We start from the raw sequence: 19,529 nt of genomic DNA, 5'->3' as shown, positions 1-19,529 counted from the left end.
GGACGCCCTAGGAGCCGCTCTTCAGCGCCGCGAGCCGGGCCTCGATCTCGGCCGCGTCGCCGAGCGAGTCGAGCTGCTCGAACTGCGCGTCGAGGGAGGACTCGGCCAGCTCCTGCTTGCCGAGCGCCTTCGCCTCCTCGCGCCGCACCTTGTCCTCGAAGCGGCCCAGTTCGCTGGTGGGGTCGAGGACGTCGATGTTCTTCGCCGCGTCCAGCATCTGGTTCTGCGCCTGCGCGGTCTTCGCGCGGGCCACCAGCTGGTCGCGCCTGGACTGCAGTTCCGTCAGCTTCGTCTTCATCTGGTCGAGCCCCGCCTTGAGCTTGCCGACCACCTCGGTCTGCGCCGCGATCGTCGGCTCGGCGTCCTTCGCCTCCTTCTCGGACTGCAACTGCCGCCCGAGGGCCACCTTCGCGAGGTTGTCGAACCGGTCGGCCTCCGCCGCGGTACCGGCCGCCCGCAGCTCGTCCGCCTTCTTGCTGGCCGCGAGCGCCTTGCCGCCCCACTCGGCGGCCGCGTCCACGTCCTCCTTGTGGTCCTGCTCCAGCATCCGCAGATTGCCGATGGTGGTGGCCACCGCCTCCTCGGCCTCCGCGATGTTGTTCGTGTAGTCGCGGATCAGCTGGTCGATCATCTTCTGCGGATCCTCGGCGCCGTCGAGCAGCGCGTTGATGTTCGCCTTCGCGAGCTGCGCGACCCGGCCGAGGATGGTCTGCTTCGTCATGGTCATGTCCTTAACGTCTGGGGGTGAGCCGGTGGGTTGGTGCACAGGTTCAGAAACGCCCGCCGCCGCCCCGGCGGCCGCGCGTCCCCCCTCCGCCGAAGCTGCCGGGCCCGCCCCCGCCGCCGCGCCCGCCACCCCCGAACCCGCCCATGCCGCCCCCGCCCATGCCCCCGCCCGTGCCGCGCCCGCCGTTCAGCAGTCCGCCGAGGATGATCCCGCCGAGCACCGCGCCGCCCATGCCGCTGCCGCCGCGCCCGCCGCTGCCCCCGCCCCCGTACGGATTGCCGTACGCGCGCACGTCCCGCTCGGCGAGCGACTGCGCCTGCCGGGCCAGCGCGTCGGCCTGCTGCGCCTCGGCGAGCGCCGCGGCCGCGTCACCACCGCCTTCGCCGGCCTGCGCGTTCGCGAGCCGCCGTTCGGCCTCCGCGAGCCGGGTGCGGGCCTCGCTGCCGACGGCGCCGCGGTGCGTGGTGATGAAGTCCGCGGCCGCTCCCGTACTGCTGCGGGCGGCCAGCAGCGCCTGGCCGAGCAGGGAGCGGGCGCGTGCGGTGCCCGCCTCCCGCTCGCGCGCCGCCACCAGCGCCTCGTCCAGCGCCGTGTCGGCCTCCTCGACCCGGCGCAGCGCGTCGATCGGGTCGTACGGGCCCGCCGCAAGCTCCGCGCGCACCTGGCCCACGACCGACTCGACGCGGGCGATGCGGCCGCGCAGATCGGCGGTGGACACGCCCTGCCCGGTGCCCTCCAGGAGGCCGCGCGCGTCCGCCAGGTCGGTGTCGGACTCGGTGAGCGCGGCGGGCAGCTTCTCGTCGGCCTCGGCCAGCTCACCGGCCAGCCGGTCGATCGCGGTGACGAACGTGGCGGCCTGGTCGACGGCGCCCTCGGCGGCCCGCAGATGGACGGCGCCCTTGCCGGCCTCGCCCGCGTCGACGCAGCCGCGTGCCTGGTTGAGCTGGGTGGTGGCGAACACGAGCCGGTCCTTGGCCTGCTCGACATGGCCCTCGACGGTCTGGAGCGCGGCCGCCGCGTACCGGCCGCCGAGCGTGGTCATGGTCTCCTGCGCGCGCGTGGTGCGCGCCGCCAGCTCGCGGAAGGTCCGCTCGGCGTGGGCGAGCGCCTCGGGCGCGTTCTGTTCGAGGGCGCGCAGCCGGTCGAAGTCCGCGGACTGCGCGTCGAGCGCGTCGCCCGCCCCGGTGCACCGGCTGATGATCTCCTCCAGCATTCGCCGCTTCGTCGCGTCGTCCTCGGGGAAGGCGTCGTCGAGCTGCTGGCGGAGCGTGAAGGCGGCGGTCAGCTCGGTCTGCGCGGACGTGAGCGCCGCCTGGAACTCCCCGACCGCGTCCTCGCCGAACTGGGCGGTGGCGAAGCCCAGCTCCTCGGTGCTGGTGCGCACCGCGTCGTCGGTCTCGACCAGCAGCAGCCTGGCCTGCTTGTCCAGCTCGGGCAGCGGGGTCTGCGGCGCCTTCCCCCAGCCCTGCGCGCCGCCGCCGGACGGGCGGCCCGTGCCGCCCCCGCGCCGCTTGCGGCGGGTGTACGCGTACGCGACCACGGCACCGGCCCCGCCGACGGCGATCACCGGCAGCACCAGGTCGCCCGCGCCGCTGCCGCCGGAATCGCCCGTGCCCGGGTCGGCCGCACCGGGCGTGACGGTCGGGGTGGGGACGGGCCGGCCCGCGACGGCGGCGCCGATGCCGTTCGCCGCGCCGACCGCGGCGCCCGCCCAGTCGTTCTGGCGCAGCGCCGGTTCCACGGCGGTCCGCGCGATGTCCTGGATCTGGGCGTCGGTGAGCCGGGAGTCCTGGTCGACGGAGAACGCGTACTGGCGGTCGTGGGTGGCGACGGCGAGCAGGACGTCGTCGAGGCCGAGGCCGTTCTTGTCGGCGGTGGCGTCGGCCCAGTCCCGCGCGGAGCGGCCGGAGAAGTCCCGTACGTAGGTGACGTAGAGCTGGATGCCGCGCGTGTCGTCGAGGTCGGTGAGCGCGTCGGCGGCGGCGTCCCTGCGGTCCCCGAGGGCGTTCACCTTGTCGGTGAGCTGGCCGGTGCGGGACAGGGTGACCGGATCGTCGGCGTGGCCGGGAGGCGCGGGCAGCAGCAGCCAGGCCAGGGTGAACAGCACGGCTGCGGCCGTCCGCGCGGCTATCGGGCGCACAGAAGCGGCGGGCGTCACGTTTGGGAGCGTATGTCCGTAAAGAAGGTGCCGCGACCGGGGGCGCCCCCACAGCACCCTCGCGGTCGCGGCACCCGTTCGAGGGGTCCGGCGCGTCGGCTCAGACCGAGAACCGCTCCCTGGCCAGCAGCGGCCGCACCCGCGCCGCGAAGCCGCCCGTGCGGAACGGGCGCTGCAGCAGCCCCGGCCGCAGCTGCTGGGCGAGCGCGGCGGCGATCATGCCCTGGTCGAGCGCGAGCACGAAGTCGCTGACCCGGCCGGTCGTGACGTCCACCGAGTCGCGGAAGCCGTACGTCTCGTCGTACGCGCCGAAGTCCGCGGCCAGCGCCTTCAGGTTCGCCACGGCCTCCCGGCGGGCGTACGGCAGCGCCAGGAAGGAGGCGTGCGGGGTGACCACGCCGAGCGAGTGGTAGCCGTCCTCCTGCATGCCGAGCGCGTCCACGCCGTACTCGCGGTAGCCGCCCTGGGGGATGTTCGCCGGGGAGAACCCCCAGTAGCCGTATCCCGCCTCCTGAAGGCCGTGCTCGATCTGGCCGCGGACGTAGCGGCCGTGCGTGACGCCCCAGGAACCCGGTGACCACTCCGGCTCGGGCACGAACAGCGGCACCATCAGTGCCTCGAACATCGAGCCGCCCCAGGTCGGTACGAACGCCCGGCCCCGGTAGGTGTAGTGGCCCTGCCAGACGCGGATGCCGTCCATGGCCACGTAGGAACCGCCCGGCTCCTGCTCCTGCCCGCTGCCCGGCAGCAGGGTGCGCAAGAGGTGCCAGTAGTGGTCGGCGGGCAGGCTGCCGTCGGCGATGCCGAGGTAACTGGCCATCCGCGGCTCGGTGTTCAGGGCGCCGTAGTGGTGGCCGGTCGGCTCGCCCCTGCCGGGCCTGTCGGGCCAGAAGCCGCCGCGCAGCTGACCCGGTCCCGCGACGGGGTCGGCCGGGTCGTACGGCGTGTAGTAGTACGACCAGTCGGCGCCCGCCAGCAGCTTCGCGACGCGCGGGCGCAGCGCCGGGACGGCGTCCGCCGCGATGCGCAGGCCGGTCACCAGCCAGGCGTTGTCCACCGAGGACAGGAACGGGCGGACCGTCTCGCCGGTCGCCGGCCAGGTCGTCAGCACGCTGCCGTCGTGCGCGTCGTACCAGTTGAACCAGAACCCGTGCGCCCGTTCCAGACGCTCGACGGCCGCGACCGTGCGCGTGAGCCGGCGCTCCATCACGCCCCGGGTGATCACTCCGAGCCCGCCCGCGGCGGCCGTCGCCCACAGTCCGCAGCCGATGTTGGTCGGCGAGGTCTGGACGGACGGGACCGGGCCTCCCGCACCACTGACGTCGATCTTGTCGGCGGCGAGCCCGAGGCCGGTCGTCATCGCCTCGATCGAGCGGTACGTGGCACGGAACCAGGTGCGCAGCAGCGCCGGGTCGACGGCGGCGGAGGCGCCCGCGGCCGGGGCGGCGCCCAGCGTGAGCGCGGCGCCGCCGGCACCGGCGGCCATGAGGAACGTACGGCGATCCATGAAGGTCCTTCTCCCGGGAGATCCGAACGGGCAGCTGTGGAAGGGAAGTTCGTGGTGCTCGTGAGGGTGCGGGAGAGCGGGGGCCGGCACTCGTCAGGTGCGCGCCGGCCCCCGTCTCTCGGTGGGCCCGCGAGGTCAGGTGTCGCGGGCCCCGGGACAGCGGGGGTCAGAAGCCGCGGTCCCGGGAGTCGCGGGCGGCCCAGGGGGATTGGACCGCCCGCGACGGATCGGGGTGAGCGGCGGCGACGCGGGGTCGAGCCGCCGCCCACCGGTAAGGGGGCCGGTCAGACGCGCGGCAGCGCCCGCTCGCGGCCCAGACCGCCGAGCCAGTGCGCGGCCGGCTTGGGCGTGCGCGCGAACGTCTCGCCGTCCCAGCCGATGAGACCGAACGTCGCCTTGTAGGTGCCCCACTCGTAGTTGTCGAGCGCGCTCCAGGCGAGGTAGCCGCGGACGTCGATGCCGTCCTCGATGCAGGCCGCGACCGCGTCGAGCGCGCCCGCGTAGTAGTCGATCCGGCGCTGCTCGTCGCCGGTGGCGATGCCGTTCTCGGTGACGACGATCGGGGTGTCCGGGCCGATCAGCTCGGCGGTGTGCCGGATCGCGTGGCCGACGGCCTCCGGGTAGTACTCCCACGAGGTCAGCGTGCGCTCGGCGTCGGCCGGGGCCGGGATCGGGCCGTCCGCGCCGATCTTGGTGCGGGTGTAGGACTGCACGCCGATCCAGTCGTCGCCGCGCGCGGCCTCGATGAAGATGTCCTCGCGGGGGTGGCGGTAGGCGGCGGTGACGTCCTCGGCGCCCGGCTCGGCCTGGTAGACCTGGTTGGCGACGGTCCAGCCGACCTTGATCTCCGGCTTGATCGAGCGCACCGCCTTCACCGCGGCGTGGTGCGCGGCGATGACGGCGTGCGTCGTCTCCTCGTCGGGGAAGGGCAGCCCGGCCGGCGGGAAGCCCTGGTCACCGCGCTTGGCGAGACCGGCCATCACGGCGATCATGTTCGGCTCGTTGATGGTGCAGACGTGCTCGACCCCGTCGGCGATGATCGGCGCGCACTCCTCGACGTAGCGCGCGAACAGCTCGACGGCGCCCTCGGCGGTGAAGCCGCCCAGGTCCTCGAACCACTGCGGGATCGTGAAGTGGTGCAGCGTGACGTTCGGGCGCAGACCGCGGGCGATCGCGCCCTCCACCATGCGGCGGTAGTGGGCTATCTCGGCGCGCGAGAAGTAGCCGCGGGCGGGCTCGATGCGGGCCCACTCGACGCTGAACCGGTAGTCGGTGAAGCCGAGTTCGGCGAGCAGGTCCATGTCCTGCTCCCAGCGGTGGTAGCTGTCGCAGGCGTCCAGGCTCGGCTCCTGGATCCCGGCCGCCGGGTCGTGCTCCTTGCGCCACCAGTCGCTGTTGACGTTGTTGCCCTCGATCTGGTGGGCGGCGGTCGAGGCGCCCCACAGGAACCCGTCGGGGAAGGGGAGCGTGCGCGTCGGGGCAGGGGTGAGCGTCATGGTGATGATGCCTGTCTTTCTACGTGCGTGTGTGGGGGGCCGGGGCGGACTGTGCGGACCGGAGGGGGCTACTTCATGCCGGCGGTGGCGATGCCCTGGGTGAAGTGGCGCTGCAGGACCGCGAAGACGACCAGCACGGGGAGCACGACGAGCAGCGAGCCCGCCATCAGCATTCCGTTGCCGCCGCCGACCGTGCGGTTGGGGTCGTTGGCGAAGGTCGCGAGGGCCACCGGGAGGGTGTACTTGTCGGGGTCGTTGGTCGCGATCAGCGGCCAGATGAAGTTGTTCCACGACCCGAGGAACGTGAAGATCGTCAGCGTCGCGAGGGCGGGCTTGACCAGCGGAAGGACGATCCGCCAGAAGATGTACCACTCGCCGGCGCCGTCCATCCGGGCCGCTTCGAGCAGCTCGTCCGGGATCGACTGCATGAACTGCCGCATCAGGAAGACGCCGAACGCGCCCGCCGCGAAGGGCAGCACGAGGCCCGCGTAGGTGTCCAGCAGGTTCAGCTGGTTGATCAGCACGAACAGCGGCAGGACCATCAGGTTCGCGGGGACCATCAAGGCGGCGAGCACCACCCCGAAGACCTTCGAGCGGCCGCTGAAGTTCAGCTTGGCCAGCGCGTAGCCGAGCATCGAGCAGAACAGCAGGTTGCACACGGTCACGAGCACGGCGACGATCACCGAGTTCAGGAAGTACCGCGGCATGTCGAGCTGGTCGAGCAGGTCGGTGAAGTTCTTCAGCGTCCACTCGGACGGGATCCAGACCGGCGGGCTCGCGGTCAGGTCCTTCTTGGTCTTGAAGGCGCTCAGCGCCATCCACAGGAACGGCGCGGCCATCACCAGCAGACCGAGCGAGGCGACGACGTAGAGCAGCGGCTTGCGGACCCGGCCGTCGGGGCGGCGGGTGGGGGTGACGGCGCTCATTTCGTGTTGTCCTTCATCAGTCGCAGCTGCAGCACCGTGATGCCCATGATCACCACGAACAGGACGTACGCCATGGCGCTCGCGTAGCCCATGTTGAAGAACCGGAAGCCCTGGAAGTACATGTCGAGCGACACGGTCATCGTGGAGTCGGAGGGTCCGCCCTGGGTCATCACGAACGGCTCCTCGAAGACGTTGAGGTAACCGATCGTCGTGATGACCGTGGCGTACAGGAGCGTCGGGCGCAGCAGCGGCACCGTGATCCGGCGCAGCTCCTGCCAGGCGCTCGCCCCGTCGAGCCGGGCGGCCTCGCGGACCTCGGCCGGGATGGCCTGGAGTCCGGCGATCATGAGGACCATCACGGTGCCGAGGTTGCGCCACACCGCCATCACGATCAGCGACGGCATGGCCCAGGTCTCCGAGCCGAGGAAGTCCGGCGCGGTGAAGCCGAGTTCGTCACCGAGCCCGGCGATCAGACCGTCCGAGGGGTCGAGCACGAACCGCCACACGATGGCGACGGCGACGATCGTCGTGACGACCGGCGCGTAGAAGCCCACCCGGAAGAAGGTGCGGGCGCGGTCGATGCCGTTGTTGAGGAGCACCGCGACCAGCAGCCCGAGACCTATGGTCAGCGGCACCCCGACGACCACGAAGTACGCGGTGTTGAACATCGCGCGCAGGAACTGGTCGTCGCCGAACAGCTTGGTGTAGTTCTCCAGGCCGACGAAGTTCGCGTCCATCGGCTTGCGGACGTTGCGCTGCCCGAAGTCGGTGAAGCTCATGACGAGCGTCGCGACGATCGGGAACAGCATGAAGACCGCGAACAGTGCGAGGAACGGGGTGGAGAACAGCCAGCCGGCCAGGTTCTGCTTCCCCATCGAGCGCTTCTTGCGCCGCCCCGCGCCCTGCGGGGACCCGCCGCCCGGGGCCTGTTCGGCCCCGGGGCGCGCGGGGGTGGGTGTCGTGGTGGACATGGTCGCCCTTCGGACGTCCTCCGGGCGGGTCCCTGCGGACCGTCCGGCGGGTGGGGGTTTCTTTCGCTGGGCCCTGCCGGGCTACTTCTGGACGAGACCCTCGATCTCGCCCTGCGCCTTGTCGAGCGCGGCCTTCGGGGAGGCCTTGCCCTGGGCGGCGTCCTCGATCGCGGTGTCGATCTTCGAGGTGATCTCGGACCACTTGGGCTGGGCCGGCGAGACCTGCGCCGACTCCATCTGCTTCTTCCAGACCTTCATCTTCGGGTCCTTGGCCAGGTCACCGGAGTTCCAGGCGGTCATGTTGGCCGGCAGGTCCTTGGTGCGCCGGAACCAGTCGGCCTGGCCCTCGGTGCCCGTGAGGTACTGGACGAGCTTCTTGGCGGCGGCCTTGTGCTCGCTGTCCGCGGAGATCGTCAGGGCCGAGCCGCCCGCCATGGAGGCGGAGGTCTTGTCGGTGGGCACGTTGGCGATGGCCCACTTGCCCTTGAGGTCGGGGTAGTTGTCGTCGAGCAGACCCATGTGCCAGGGGCCGCCGAAGAACATCGCGACCGCGCCGGTGTTGAAGTCCTTCGTCACGTCGTAGCCGGGACGCACCGACTTCGCGGCGAGGCCCTTCTTGAAGTAATCGGTGTAGTTCTCCAGCGCCTTCACGGCCGCCGGGCTGTTGGCGACGGTCTTGCCGTCCTTGGTGACGATCTGGCCGCCGGCCGAGTACAGGAACTGGTAGAAGCTCTGCACCGAGTCCAGGCCGTTGGGCTGGATCGACAGGCCGTACTTCGAGCCGGCCTTCTGGTACTTCTCCGCGGCCGTCTGCAGCTCGGCCATGGTGGCCGGTGCCTTGTCGATGCCGGCCTTCTTCGCCAGGTCGGTGCGGTAGTAGAGCACGCGGGTGTCGACGTACCACGGCACGCCGTAGGTCTTGCCGTCGTACTCGCCCTGCTCCCAGCCCGCCGGGAAGTAGTCCTTCTCCTTGAAGGTCTTGGTGTCGACCTCCTCCAGGGCGCCCATGTCCGCGAACTCGGTCAGGTAGCTGCCGCCCATCTGCATCACGTCGGGCAGCTTGTTGGCGGCCGCGGCGGCGACGAGCTTCTGGTGGGCGACGTCCCAGCCGATCGGGGTGACCTTCACCGAGATGTTCGGGTTGGCCTTCTCGTAGACCTTGGCGACGTCGGCGAGCTTCTCGCCCTCGGTGCCCATGGCCCAGACGGTGAGCGTCTGCTTCGCGTCGGCTGCGACCGAGTCGCCTCCGGAACCGCCGCAGGCGGTGAGGGTGAGCGCGGACGCCAGGCTGACGGCGATCGCGGCAGTGGTTGCGCGGCGGTTCATGGACGGCTCCTCCTTGAGCGGACCGAGGAATGTATGCGCTGTCTGTAAGCGCATACATGACTCTGTAACAGCCCCCTCCGATGTGGCAAGAGGGGTCTTGGTCACACTCCCGTAACGGGACGGAAAGCTGAGGGGCTGTCGAGCGCGGCCGGGCGTGACCTGGGCGCCCGCCCACTGTGGCCGAGCGTAAAACAGACATTCCTGTTTGACCCGGACCACCTCGGAAGAATTGGCCTGTACCGGATGTGATCTCTGTCCTAAGGTCGCGGCCATGACAGTCTTCGCGCACGATTTCCCGTTCGACCCGACGTACGGCTACACCCTCGCCGACCTGCGTGGCGTCGGTGCGCCCGACGGCGCTCCGGCCGATTTCGACGCCTTCTGGCGCGGCCGGTACGAGGCCGCGCGGGCGGTGCCGACCCGGCCGGAGATCGGGCCGCTCGTCGAGGAGCGCGACGGCGTCCGCATCTTCGAGGTGACCTACACGTCGGTCGGGGACGCGCGGCTCGGCGGCTGGCTGGCGCTGCCGGTGGACGGCCCGGCGGAGCACGGCTTCGTCATCGGGCACGGCTACGGGGGCCGCGACCAGGCGGGCCCCGACGTGCCGCTGCCGCTGCCCCGGGCGGCGGCGATCCTGCCGTGCGTGCGCGGAATGGTGGAGCGCGGGCTCGTCGACGGGGTGCCGTCGGTCTCCGCCGAGCACGTGCTGCACGGGATCGCCGCACGGGAGACGTACGTCATCGGGGAGTGCGTCGCCGATCTGTGGTGCGCGGCGTCGGCGCTGCTCGAACTCGTCCCGGAACTGCGGGAGTCGGTGGACTCGGGGTACGGGCTCGGCTATCTCGGGGAGAGCTTCGGCGGCGGGCTCGGCGCGCTGGCGCTGCCGTGGGACGACCGGTTCGCCGCCGGGGAACTGACGGTGCCGACGTTCGGGAACCATCCGCTGCGGCTGACGCTGGACTGCGCGGGGAGCGGGGCGGCTGTGCGCCGCCATCACGCCGGGCACCCCGAAGTCACCGAGGTGCTCGGGTACTTCGACGCGGCGACGGCGGCGACGCGCTTGTCGAAGCCGGTGCTGGTCGCTGCCGCGCTCTTCGATCCCTCGGTGCCGCCGCCGGGGCAGTTCGCGGTGCACAACGCGCTGGCCGGGGGTGGGGAGTTGCTGGTGCTCGAGGCCGGGCACTTCGACTGGGTGGGGGAGGCGGCGGCGCGGGTCGAACTTGCCGCGGCCAAGTCGGAGTTCTTCGGTCGGGCACTGAAGTGAGGCGCGGGTACCTGTAGTTCGGGCCGTTGCCTTGGTCTGCGGCTCACGTCGTGGCTGGGCGCGCAGTTCCCCGCGCCCCTGAGATGCGCACTTCGTGCGCCATCTCATCACCAGAGGCGCGGCGGAGCCGCAGCCTCAGGGGGAGGCTGCGCGGAGCGCATGCCTCAGGGGCGCGGGGAACTGCGCGACCAGCCACCGCCGGGCCGCAGGCGAGTGAACTACCCAGGGGTGCGGGCGGCGGTGAGACGGGGGCGCCGCCGAAGAAGAGCGGGGCCCGATCAGGTGCAGCCGCAGCTTTCTCGGCGGGTGGGGGAAACCGGCAGCATCATCGACACCGGCTCCTTCCCCTGTTGCCCGGTGAGCCGCCGGACGAGGAGTTCCACCGCCTCCTCGCCCATCCGCCGCATCGGCTGCCGCACGGTGGTGAGCGTCGGGCGGACCAGGCGGCTCAGCGCGATCCCGTCGAAGCCGGTGACCGCGATGTCGTCCGGCACCCGCACGCCCCGCCGCTCCAGCGTGTGCAGCGCCCCCACCGCCATCTGGTCATTGGCGAACAGCAGCGCCTCGGGCCGCGGCCCCGGCCGGTCGAGGAGTTCGTCGGTGGCCCGCGCCCCCTCGGGCCGGGTCATCATGGCGACCCGCAGATCGGGCTCGTCGGACACCGGAACGCCCGCCGCGCGGCAGGCCTCGGCGTACCCCCGGAACCGGGCGGCGACGTCGGGCGACTCCTCGGCGCCGATGTAGGCGAGGCGGCGCAGGCCGTGGTCCTCGATGAGGTGCCGGGTCAGTTCGCGCTGGCCGTCGGTGTTGGCGGTCTCGATGTGGTCCAGGTGGTCGAGGTCGTCCGACTCGCGGGGCCCGGCCAGCATGACCACCGGCTGGCGCCGCGAGATGACGTCCAGATCCTCGGTCGGCACGGTCCGGGCCAGCACCGCGAACCCGTCCACGCGCCCCGCCACCTTCGCCAGCTGGCTCTCCGGCCCGCCCTTGAGGGACGCGGCGATCAGCAGCGCGTACCCGTGGCGGCGCGCGGCGCGCTCCATCCCGCGGATGATCTGGTCGGAGTAGAGCATCGCGGCGTCGTCGTCCGCCTCGTCACCGGCTCCCGTCTCGGCCTCGGACTCGGCTTCCGGGTCGGAGTAGTCGGGAAAGCACAGGCCGAGGACGCCGGTGGAGCGGCTGGCGAGTCCGCGGGCGTTGCCACTGGGGACGTAGCCGAGCTCCCGCGCACTGGCGAGCACCCGCTCGCGGGTCTGGGCGCGGACCGAGTCGGGGTTGCGGTAGACCCGCGAGACGGTGGCGATGGAGACCCCGGAACGTTCGGCGACGTCGTACACCGTGGGGGCTGTGCTCACTGGGTGGACCCCCGAGTGCGTGGAGTGGCGGAAAGCGAAATGAAAGCGCATTCACCCTAAGGCCGGGAGCGAGCGACGGGCAAGGGCGCCTTCGGGGAGCGCCCCTGCTCGCGTGCACGTTCACCGGCGGCCGCGTCCCGCACTCCGAGCAGGGCCCGGCGTACCCGGCGCCGTTCAGCACCCCGCCTCCTCCGCCCGGACCAGTTCCACGGCCGCCCCGAGCCGTTGCTTCTCCGCCGGGCCGAGGGCCGGGTTCGCGGTGCGCCGGGCGCGGGCCTCCTCCAGGGCCCCGGCCAGGCCGGGCCGCGGGCCGGAGAGCAGGGCGGTGAGTGCCGTCCCGACGGCCGCGGCCTCGGGCCGGTCCGGGGCGACGGCGATCTCGGCGAGGATGAGCGCCGACATCGCCCAGTCCAGGGCGGGGGCCCCTTCCTCGGCGTTGGCCCAGTCGATGACGACGGGCCCGCGCGGAGTGCGGATGACGTTCTCCGGGTGCAGGTCGAGATGGAGCACCTGCCCGGCCGACCGCGGCGGAAGTGCGTGCAACTGCCGCAGCAGCAGGCCGAGTTCGTGCCCCGCGTCGACCGGTGAGACCTCACCGCGCAGCGCGGCCTCGGCCTGCGTCGGCCCGGCGAGGCGCTCCATGACCAGATCGCCCGGGAGCGGGCCGGTGACAGGGCGGACGCGCGGCACCGGGTAGCCGTGCCCGTGCACGTACGTCATGAGCTCGGCCTCGCGGCGGGTGTCCCACCCCTCGCGGTGCCGGCGCAGCACCCAGCCGTCGTCGAGCGCGTAGACGTCGGCGGTGCGGCCGGAGCCGAGGAGAGGCAGCCCGGAGATCTCCGACTCGCCCACTCCGGAGGCGAATCGATCGACGGAGTGCACCTCGTCGAATCCCCGGCCCTGTCCCTCGTCCCGCCCATGGCTTCCGGTCATGGGCGCAGCGTCCCACGGAGCGTCGCACCGGATCCTCCGGCCGGACCGGATGCGCTGAGTGGCGGCCTACGACGGACGGCGCCGGATCTTGTTCCCCAGCCAGACCAGCGGATCGTACTTGCGGTCAACCGCCCTCTCCTTCAAGGGGATCAGTGCATTGTCGGTGATCTTGATGCCTTCGGGGCAGACCTCCGTGCAGCACTTGGTGATGTTGCAGTAGCCGAGCCCGTGCTCGTCCTGGGCGGTGGCCTTGCGGTCGAGGCCGGTGGAGGAGGCCGCGTCCAGGGGGTGCATGTCCAGCTCGGCGACGCGCATCAGGAAGCGCGGCCCGGCGAACGCCGCCTTGTTCTCCTCGTGGTCGCGCACCACGTGGCAGGTGTCCTGGCACAGGAAGCACTCGATGCACTTGCGGAACTCCTGCGGGCGGTCCACGTCCTCCTGCATCATCCGGTACTCGCCGGGCCCGAGGTCCTGCGGCGGGACGAAGGCCGGGACCTCGCGGGCCTTCGCGTAGTTGAAGCCGACGTCGGTGACCAGGTCGCGGACGACCGGGAACGCGCGCAGCGGCGTCACCGTGATCGTGTCGGCGCGGTCGAAGACCGACATGCGGGTCATGCACATCAGGCGGGGGCGGCCGTTGACCTCCGCGGAGCACGAACCGCACTTGCCCGCCTTGCAGTTCCAGCGGACGGCGAGGTCCGGGGCCTGGGTGGCCTGCAGGCGGTGAATGATGTCGAGGACCACCTCGCCCTCGTTCACCTCGACCTCGAAGTCCTCCAGGTCCCCGCCGCCGGTGTCCCCGCGCCACACCCTGAAGTGCGCGTCATACGCGTCGCTCACTCGAACAGCTCCTCTTCGGCCAGGTACTTGACCAGCTCCTCCTTCTCGAAGAGGGCCAGCAGGTCGGGGCGGATGGGCTCGGTCTCCTCCCGTACGAGGCTGATCTGGCCGCGCACCGGATCGGTGGCCGCCAACCCGCCGGTGGGGTCGCGGAGCTGGCACAGCAGGTTCACCCGGCGCCAGGCCCGGTCCATCGCCGCGTGGTCCTCGCGGGTGTGACCGCCGCGCGACTCCGTGCGCTCCAGCGCGGCGCGCGCCACGCACTCGCTGACCAGCAGCATGTTGCGCAGGTCGAGCGCGAGGTGCCAGCCCGGATTGAACTGCCGGTGCCCCTCGACGCCCGCCCGCCGGGCCCGCAGCCGCAGATCGGCGAGTTTGCGCAGCGCCTGCTCCATCTCGGCCTCGCGGCGGATGATGCCGACCAGGTCGTTCATCGTCTGCTGGAGTGCCTGGTGGAGCGTGTACGGGTTCTCGGGGACGGTGCCGTCCTCCGGGCCCTCGGCGGAGAAGGGGCGCAGCGCCTCGGCGGCCGCCGCGTCGACCTGGATGTCGTCGACCGAGGGGCGGTCGGCGGCCGTGCCGGTGGCGTACGCGGCCGCGTGCAGCCCGGCCCGCCGGCCGAAGACCAGCAGGTCGGACAGTGAGTTGCCGCCCAGCCGGTTCGAGCCGTGCATGCCGCCCGCGACCTCACCGGCCGCGAACAGGCCGGGCACGCCGCGGGCCGCCGCCGTGTCCGAGTCGACGGCGATACCGCCCATCACGTAGTGACAGGTCGGGCCGACCTCCATCGGCTCGGCGGTGATGTCGACGTCCGCCAGCTCCTTGAACTGGTGGTACATGGACGGCAGCCGGCGCCGGACGACGTCGGCGGGCATCCGCGTGGAGACGTCGAGGAAGACACCGCCGTGCGGGGAGCCGCGGCCCGCCTTCACCTCGGAGTTGATGGCGCGCGCCACCTCGTCGCGGGGGAGGAGCTCGGGCGGGCGCCGGTTGTGGTCCGGGTCGTCGTACCAGCGGTCGCCCTCGGCCTCCGACTCCGCGTACTTCTCCTTGAAGACGTCGGGGACGTAGTCGAACATGAACCGCTTGCCGTCGGAGTTCCTGAGCACCCCGCCGTCGCCGCGGACGGACTCGGTGACCAGGATCCCCTTGACCGACGGCGGCCAGACCATGCCCGTCGGATGGAACTGCACGAACTCCATGTTGAGCAGCGGCGCCCCGGCGAGCAGTGCCAGCGCGTGCCCGTCGCCCGTGTACTCCCACGAGTTCGACGTCACCTTGAAGGACTTGCCGATGCCGCCGGTCGCCAGGATCACGCCCGGGGCCTCCAGGACGAAGAAGCGGCCGCTCTCGCGCTCGTAGCAGAAGGTGCCGGACACCCGGCCCCCGTCGTCCTTCAACACCCGTGTGACCGTGCACTCCTGAAAGACCTTCAGGCGGGACTCGTAGTCGCCGGTCTCCTTGAAGTCCTCCTGCTGGAGCTGGACGATCTTCTGCTGGAGGGTGCGGATCAGCTCCAGGCCCGTACGGTCGCCGACGTGGGCGAGGCGCGGGTACTCGTGGCCGCCGAAGTTGCGCTGCGAGATCCGGCCGTCCTTCGTGCGGTCGAACAGGGCGCCCCAGGTCTCCAGCTCCCACACCCGGTCGGGGGCCTCCTGCGCGTGCAGCTCCGCCATCCGCCACTGGTTGAGGAACTTGCCCCCGCGCATCGTGTCGCGGAAGTGGACCTTCCAGTCGTCCCCGGAGTTCACATTGCCCATGGCGGCCGCGATGCCGCCCTCCGCCATCACCGTGTGGGCCTTGCCGAACAGGGACTTGCAGATCACGGCCGTACGCGCGCCGCGCTCCCGCGCCTCGATGGCGGCCCGCAGTCCGGCACCTCCCGCGCCCACCACGACAACGTCCCACTGCTGCCGCTCGACAACTGACATCAGAAGGCCCCCACCATTAGAAGAACCGCGGATCGTCGAAGGCGCCGGACGCGACCAGGTACACGTAGAAGTCGGCGAGGGCCACGCTCACCAACGACGCCCAGGCGAGCAGCATGTGACGGGCGTTCAGCCGCCCGGCCCAGCTCCAGAGGCGGTAGCGCACTGGGTGTTTCGAGAAGTGCTTGAGCCGGCCGCCCACGATGTGCCGGCACGAGTGGCAGGAGATCGTGTACGCCCAGATCAGGGTGATGTTGAGCAGGAACACGAGGGTGCCGAGGCCCATGTGGCCCCACGCGTAGTTCTCGTCGCGGAAGGAGAGCACCGTGTCGTAGGTGAGGATGCAGGCGACGAGCACGGCCGCGTAGAAGAAGTACCGGTGGATGTTCTGCAGGATCAGCGGGAAGCGCGTCTCGCCGGTGTACTTCTTGTGCGGCTCGGCCACCGCGCAGGCCGGGGGCGAGGCCCAGAAGCCGCGGTAGTAGGCCTTGCGGTAGTAGTAGCAGGTCAGCCGGAAGCCCAGCGGGAAGATCAGGATGAGCAGGGCGGGGGACAGGCCCCACCAGCCGCCGAACAGCTCCCAGTTGGGGCCGTGCCGCATCGGCGCGCAGTTCTGCGACAGGCACGGCGAGTAGAACGGCGACACGTAGGGGGCCGCGTAGTAGTCCGCGTTCGCGAAGGCGCGCCACGTCGAGTAGACGACGAAGGCGAGCAGCCCGGCGGCGGTCGCGGCCGGGGCCAGCCACCAGCGGTCGGTGCGCAGGTGGGGCGCGGCGATCGCGGCCCGGGTCCGGCCGCGGACGCCGGTGCCGCTCTCGGTCGGGGGTTCGGTACGGGAGGGTTGGGTGCCGGTGGCCAACGAAGCCTCCGCTCGAAGGGTCAGGGGCGTGACCGGGGATGTGTCAGGGGGCGTGCCTGTCCCGTGCGCCGAGTCCCTCGTCGTCCGAGTCCGTCCACAGCGTGCTGTCGTACGGGGTGTCGGGGATCGGGACGAGGTCGGGGCGGCGCGGGTTCTCGTACCTGGCCGTCGCCGCCTCGCGCAGCAGGGCCAGGCTCTCGCGCAGGTGGTCGGCGTCGGCCCGGACGCGGCGGATGTCCGGGCCCGTGCCGAGCTGGGGTTCCAGGCGGCCGACGGCGCGCGTGAGGTCGTCCAGGCAACGGGTGGCTGCCGCCAGGTCGTCTGACAGGGACATGATGTGCCTCGCTTCCGCTGGTGCGGCGGAGATGCTCATGCGCCTGCGAGTGTCGCGCGTCACATCGCGGTTTGTGAAGGGAGCGGCGCGGATTCCCGGGGCGCGCCTTGGTGTGCGCCCCCTTTTTCGCGCCGCTATCGCGCGGGCGCCCCGGGGTGGTTCGTTCGCCCGCGGCCTGGTGGGGGCCGGTCGCGCAGTTCCCCGCGCCCCTGAGATGCGCACTGCGTGCGCCATCTCATCGAGGGTGGCGGGCCCCGCCGACGAGAGAGGCGCGCGAAGCGCCTGCCGCAGGGGCGCGGGGAACTGCGCGACCGGCCCCTCCGAAGCGTGGCCGGGTGGGGCGGCATTGGTCCGCCCGGGGGGTTCCGGGGGGTCGGGGCCGTGTCGCCGCGTCGTATGAGGCTCTCGCCCCGATAGATGTGATCAACCGCATATACCACCAAAAGTGATCAACCGGCCCGTACCGGAGGTAGCTCCGAGATGCACCAGACCCCCAGGCGCCCAGGCGCAGCCCTGCGCTCGGCCGCGTTCCTCGTGAGCGGCGCGCTCGCCGTGACCGCCCTCGCCGGGTGCTCCGCGGACGACGAGGCGAGCAAGCCCTCCGCCGGGCAGGACATCGCCCCCGCAGCCCGCGACCAGATCAAGGACGGCGGCACCCTGCGCTGGGCCGTCGACAACCTGCCGCAGACCCTGAACGCCTTCCAGGCCGACGCCGACGCCGGCACCAGCCGGGTCACCGGCGCGGTCCTGCCGTCGATGTTCCGCCTCGACGGCCAGGGCCGCCCGCAGGCCGACCCCGACTACCTGGAGAAGGCCGAGGTCATCGAGACCGAGCCCAAGCAGGTCGTGCTGTACAAGCTCAACCAGCAGGCGGTCTGGAGCGACGGCCGCGAGATCGGCGCCCCCGACTTCGCCGCGCAGTGGCGCGCCCTGTCCGGCAAGGACAGCGCGTACTGGACGGCGCACAACGCCGGGTACGACCGCATCGAGAAGGTCGAGCGCGGGGCGAACGACCTGGAGGTGCGGGTCACGTTCGCCAAGCCGTACGCGGACTGGCGGGCCCTGTTCTCGCCGCTGTACCCCAAGGACGTCATGGGGACCCCGGACCACTTCAACGACGGCGCGCGGCGCAAGCTGGCGAACACGGCGGGCCCGTTCGCCATCGACACGATCGACCGCGACGCCGAGACGGTCTCCCTCAAGCGCAACCCGCGCTGGTGGGGCAGCCCCGCCAAGCTCGACAAGCTCGTCCTTAGCGCGGTGCCGCGCGGCAAGCGCGCCGCGGCCCTCGCCGCCGGCGACCTGGACCTCGCCGACCTGGACTCCGGCGGTGCCGACCGCATCGCGTACGCCGCCCGCGACAAGGGCACGGCGGGACCGCTCGCCCACGGCCCCGGCGCCGCCCTCACCCCCGGCAAGGCGCTGCGCTCCTGGGCGATCGCGCACGGCGAGGACGAGGAGGCCGCCGAGGAGGAGATCGAGGCGCGCGCCAAGACCCGCAAGGCCGTGAAGAAGTACGCGAAGGAGCAGCGGAACCTGCGCGGCTTCGTGGTCCGCAAGTCGCTGGAACCGGCCTACACGCAGCTCGCGCTGAACGGCACCGAGGGCCCGCTGGCCGACGAGCGCGTCCGCCGCGCCGTCGCCCGCGCCATCGACCGCACCAAGCTCGCCGAGGCCGTCCTCAAGCCGCTGGGCCTGCCGGCCGGCACCGTCGACAACCACCTCGCGCTGGCCGGCCAGGCGGCGTACTCGGACAACAGCGGCGCCCTCGGCGAACAGGACACCGCCCAGGCGCGGGCGCTGCTCGCGGAGGCGGGCTGGGTGCCCGGCGGCCCCCTGGAGAAGAAGGAGAAGGAGAAGGGCGACAAGGAGAAGACGGCCGGCTCCGAGAACGCGGCGAAGTCCGAGAACGAGGCCGAGGACGCCGACGACGGTACGTACATCGTCGGCGAGGACGACCAGAAGCCCGGCGCCGACGCGCCTCTGCTGCTCGGCCCCGGCCCCCTCGCGGCCGCCCAGCACACCGCCCTCCTCCACCAGGCCGACGCGGTGAAGCTGCGCAAGGCCGACAAGGAGAAGGGCAAGCACTCCAAGGCGTCCAAGCACGCCAGGAAGCACAAGAACGACCACGCCGCCGAGGGACTCGGCAAGGACGCCAAGACGTACGTGAAGCAGGGCGGCGCCCCCGGCGCGTACGCGCCCAAGGGCACGGCGGCCCCGGCCGGCGCCGCCGCGGGCCCGCTCGCCAAGGACGGCAAGCCGCTCACACTGCGCTTCGTCCTGCCGTCCGGCGCGGGTTCCGAGCAGCTGCGCACGGTCGCCGACCGGATCACGCAGATGCTGGAGAAGATCGGCGTCCGCACCGACATCATGAAGGTGGACGACGAGAGCTACTTCAAGGACCACATCGCGTCCGGCCAGTACGACCTCGCCCTCTACTCCTGGCCCGCGTCCGCCTATCCGGCCACGGACGCCCGCCCCATCTACGCCAAGCCGGTCCCGGCCGCCGACGGCTCGCTCACCGTCGAGCAGAACTACACCCGGGTCGGCACCGACCAGATCGACCAGCTCTTCGACGAGGCGATCGGCGAGCTGGACGAGGGCGAGGAGCGCTCCCTGGTGAAGCAGGCCGACGCCCGCATCTGGGCGGCCGCCGGCTCCATCCCGCTCTACCAGCGCCCCGAGCTGGTCGCGGCCCGTACGAACGTGGCCAACGCCGGCGCCTTCGGCTTCCAGGAGCCTCAGTACCAGAACATCGGCTACCTGAAGGCGGGTGCGAAGCCGTCGGCGAGCCCGGCCTCCTGACCTGCGGCCTTTCCCGCGACGGCGGTCCAGGCTCAGATCCAGCTCAACTCCCTTGCCCCCGGGCCCGCCCGCGGGGCAAGGTTCGTTGTAACCCGTTGAC

15 protein-coding genes are annotated in these 19,529 nt (G+C 71.9%); 2 read left to right on the top strand and 13 right to left on the bottom strand.

What is annotated here, in order from left to right; genetic code table 11:
* Positions 1-7 precede the first annotated feature (7 nt).
* The 7 genes from ABT127_RS13765 to ABT127_RS13735 all read right to left on the bottom strand — a co-directional run bounded on the left by ABT127_RS13765 (position 8) and on the right by ABT127_RS13735 (position 9,111).
* The gene (locus ABT127_RS13765; protein ID WP_351448457.1) at positions 8-721 is read right to left on the bottom strand and encodes a PspA/IM30 family protein; all 714 of its coding nucleotides are present in this window, start codon (positions 719-721) and stop codon (positions 8-10) included.
* Between the two features lie 49 nt (positions 722-770).
* Positions 771-2,885 carry a TPM domain-containing protein gene (locus tag ABT127_RS13760; RefSeq protein ID WP_502971699.1) on the bottom strand — a complete coding sequence of 705 codons (2,115 nt, stop codon included), beginning with the start codon at positions 2,883-2,885 and terminating at the stop codon, positions 771-773.
* A 100-nt stretch (positions 2,886-2,985) separates the two neighbouring features.
* Positions 2,986-4,392: a glucoamylase family protein gene (locus ABT127_RS13755; RefSeq protein ID WP_351448454.1), complete on the bottom strand. Its 1,407-nt coding sequence runs from the start codon at positions 4,390-4,392 to the stop codon at positions 2,986-2,988.
* A gap of 284 nt (positions 4,393-4,676) precedes the next feature.
* A complete protein-coding gene (locus tag ABT127_RS13750) occupies positions 4,677-5,888 on the bottom strand; it encodes a glycoside hydrolase family 1 protein (RefSeq protein WP_351448453.1) in 1,212 nt (403 codons plus the stop codon).
* Positions 5,889-5,956: 68 nt separating this feature from the next.
* Complete coding sequence (locus ABT127_RS13745) at positions 5,957-6,814, bottom strand: carbohydrate ABC transporter permease (RefSeq protein WP_351448450.1); 858 nt, start codon at positions 6,812-6,814, stop codon at positions 5,957-5,959.
* Complete coding sequence (locus tag ABT127_RS13740; protein ID WP_351448447.1) at positions 6,811-7,785, bottom strand: carbohydrate ABC transporter permease; 975 nt, start codon at positions 7,783-7,785, stop codon at positions 6,811-6,813. The genes ABT127_RS13745 and ABT127_RS13740 overlap by 4 nt, the downstream gene beginning before the upstream one ends.
* A gap of 81 nt (positions 7,786-7,866) precedes the next feature.
* Positions 7,867-9,111 carry a sugar ABC transporter substrate-binding protein gene (locus tag ABT127_RS13735; protein WP_351448444.1) on the bottom strand — a complete coding sequence of 415 codons (1,245 nt, stop codon included), beginning with the start codon at positions 9,109-9,111 and terminating at the stop codon, positions 7,867-7,869.
* A 271-nt stretch (positions 9,112-9,382) separates the two neighbouring features.
* Here ABT127_RS13735 and ABT127_RS13730 point away from each other — a divergent pair, with 271 nt between their 5' ends.
* Entirely contained in the window at positions 9,383-10,375 is a 993-nt protein-coding gene (locus ABT127_RS13730; protein WP_351448442.1) for an acetylxylan esterase, read from the top strand.
* Between the two features lie 278 nt (positions 10,376-10,653).
* On the opposite strand, the gene ABT127_RS13725 is transcribed toward ABT127_RS13730, so the two are convergent.
* The 6 genes from ABT127_RS13725 to ABT127_RS13700 all read right to left on the bottom strand — a co-directional run bounded on the left by ABT127_RS13725 (position 10,654) and on the right by ABT127_RS13700 (position 16,624).
* Positions 10,654-11,730, bottom strand: a complete 1,077-nt coding sequence (locus ABT127_RS13725; RefSeq protein ID WP_351448439.1) for a LacI family DNA-binding transcriptional regulator — start codon at positions 11,728-11,730, stop codon at positions 10,654-10,656.
* Between the two features lie 174 nt (positions 11,731-11,904).
* Positions 11,905-12,663, bottom strand: coding sequence for a phosphotransferase (locus ABT127_RS13720; protein ID WP_351448437.1), 759 nt, complete (start codon positions 12,661-12,663; stop codon positions 11,905-11,907).
* 66 nt (positions 12,664-12,729) lie between these two features.
* Positions 12,730-13,503 (bottom strand): succinate dehydrogenase/fumarate reductase iron-sulfur subunit, encoded by a 774-nt coding sequence (locus ABT127_RS13715; protein ID WP_351448435.1) that lies wholly within the window; start codon positions 13,501-13,503, stop codon positions 12,730-12,732.
* Positions 13,500-15,434, bottom strand: a complete 1,935-nt coding sequence (locus ABT127_RS13710) for a fumarate reductase/succinate dehydrogenase flavoprotein subunit (protein ID WP_351448433.1) — start codon at positions 15,432-15,434, stop codon at positions 13,500-13,502. The genes ABT127_RS13715 and ABT127_RS13710 overlap by 4 nt, the downstream gene beginning before the upstream one ends.
* Before the next feature lie 16 nt (positions 15,435-15,450).
* Positions 15,451-16,290: a succinate dehydrogenase subunit SdhC gene (gene sdhC / locus ABT127_RS13705; RefSeq protein WP_351448431.1), complete on the bottom strand. Its 840-nt coding sequence runs from the start codon at positions 16,288-16,290 to the stop codon at positions 15,451-15,453.
* Positions 16,291-16,333: 43 nt separating this feature from the next.
* Complete coding sequence (locus ABT127_RS13700; protein WP_351448429.1) at positions 16,334-16,624, bottom strand: Rv0250c family protein; 291 nt, start codon at positions 16,622-16,624, stop codon at positions 16,334-16,336.
* A 480-nt stretch (positions 16,625-17,104) separates the two neighbouring features.
* On the opposite strand from ABT127_RS13700, the gene ABT127_RS13695 reads away from it, so the two are divergent.
* Positions 17,105-19,429 (top strand): ABC transporter family substrate-binding protein, encoded by a 2,325-nt coding sequence (locus ABT127_RS13695; RefSeq protein WP_351448427.1) that lies wholly within the window; start codon positions 17,105-17,107, stop codon positions 19,427-19,429.
* The last annotated feature ends 100 nt before the right edge of the window (positions 19,430-19,529 follow it).

It is taken from the genome of Streptomyces sp. NPDC001904 (assembly GCF_040297005.1).
Taxonomy (GTDB): domain Bacteria; phylum Actinomycetota; class Actinomycetes; order Streptomycetales; family Streptomycetaceae; genus Streptomyces.
This window is presented reverse-complemented; position numbering and strand designations above follow the sequence as displayed.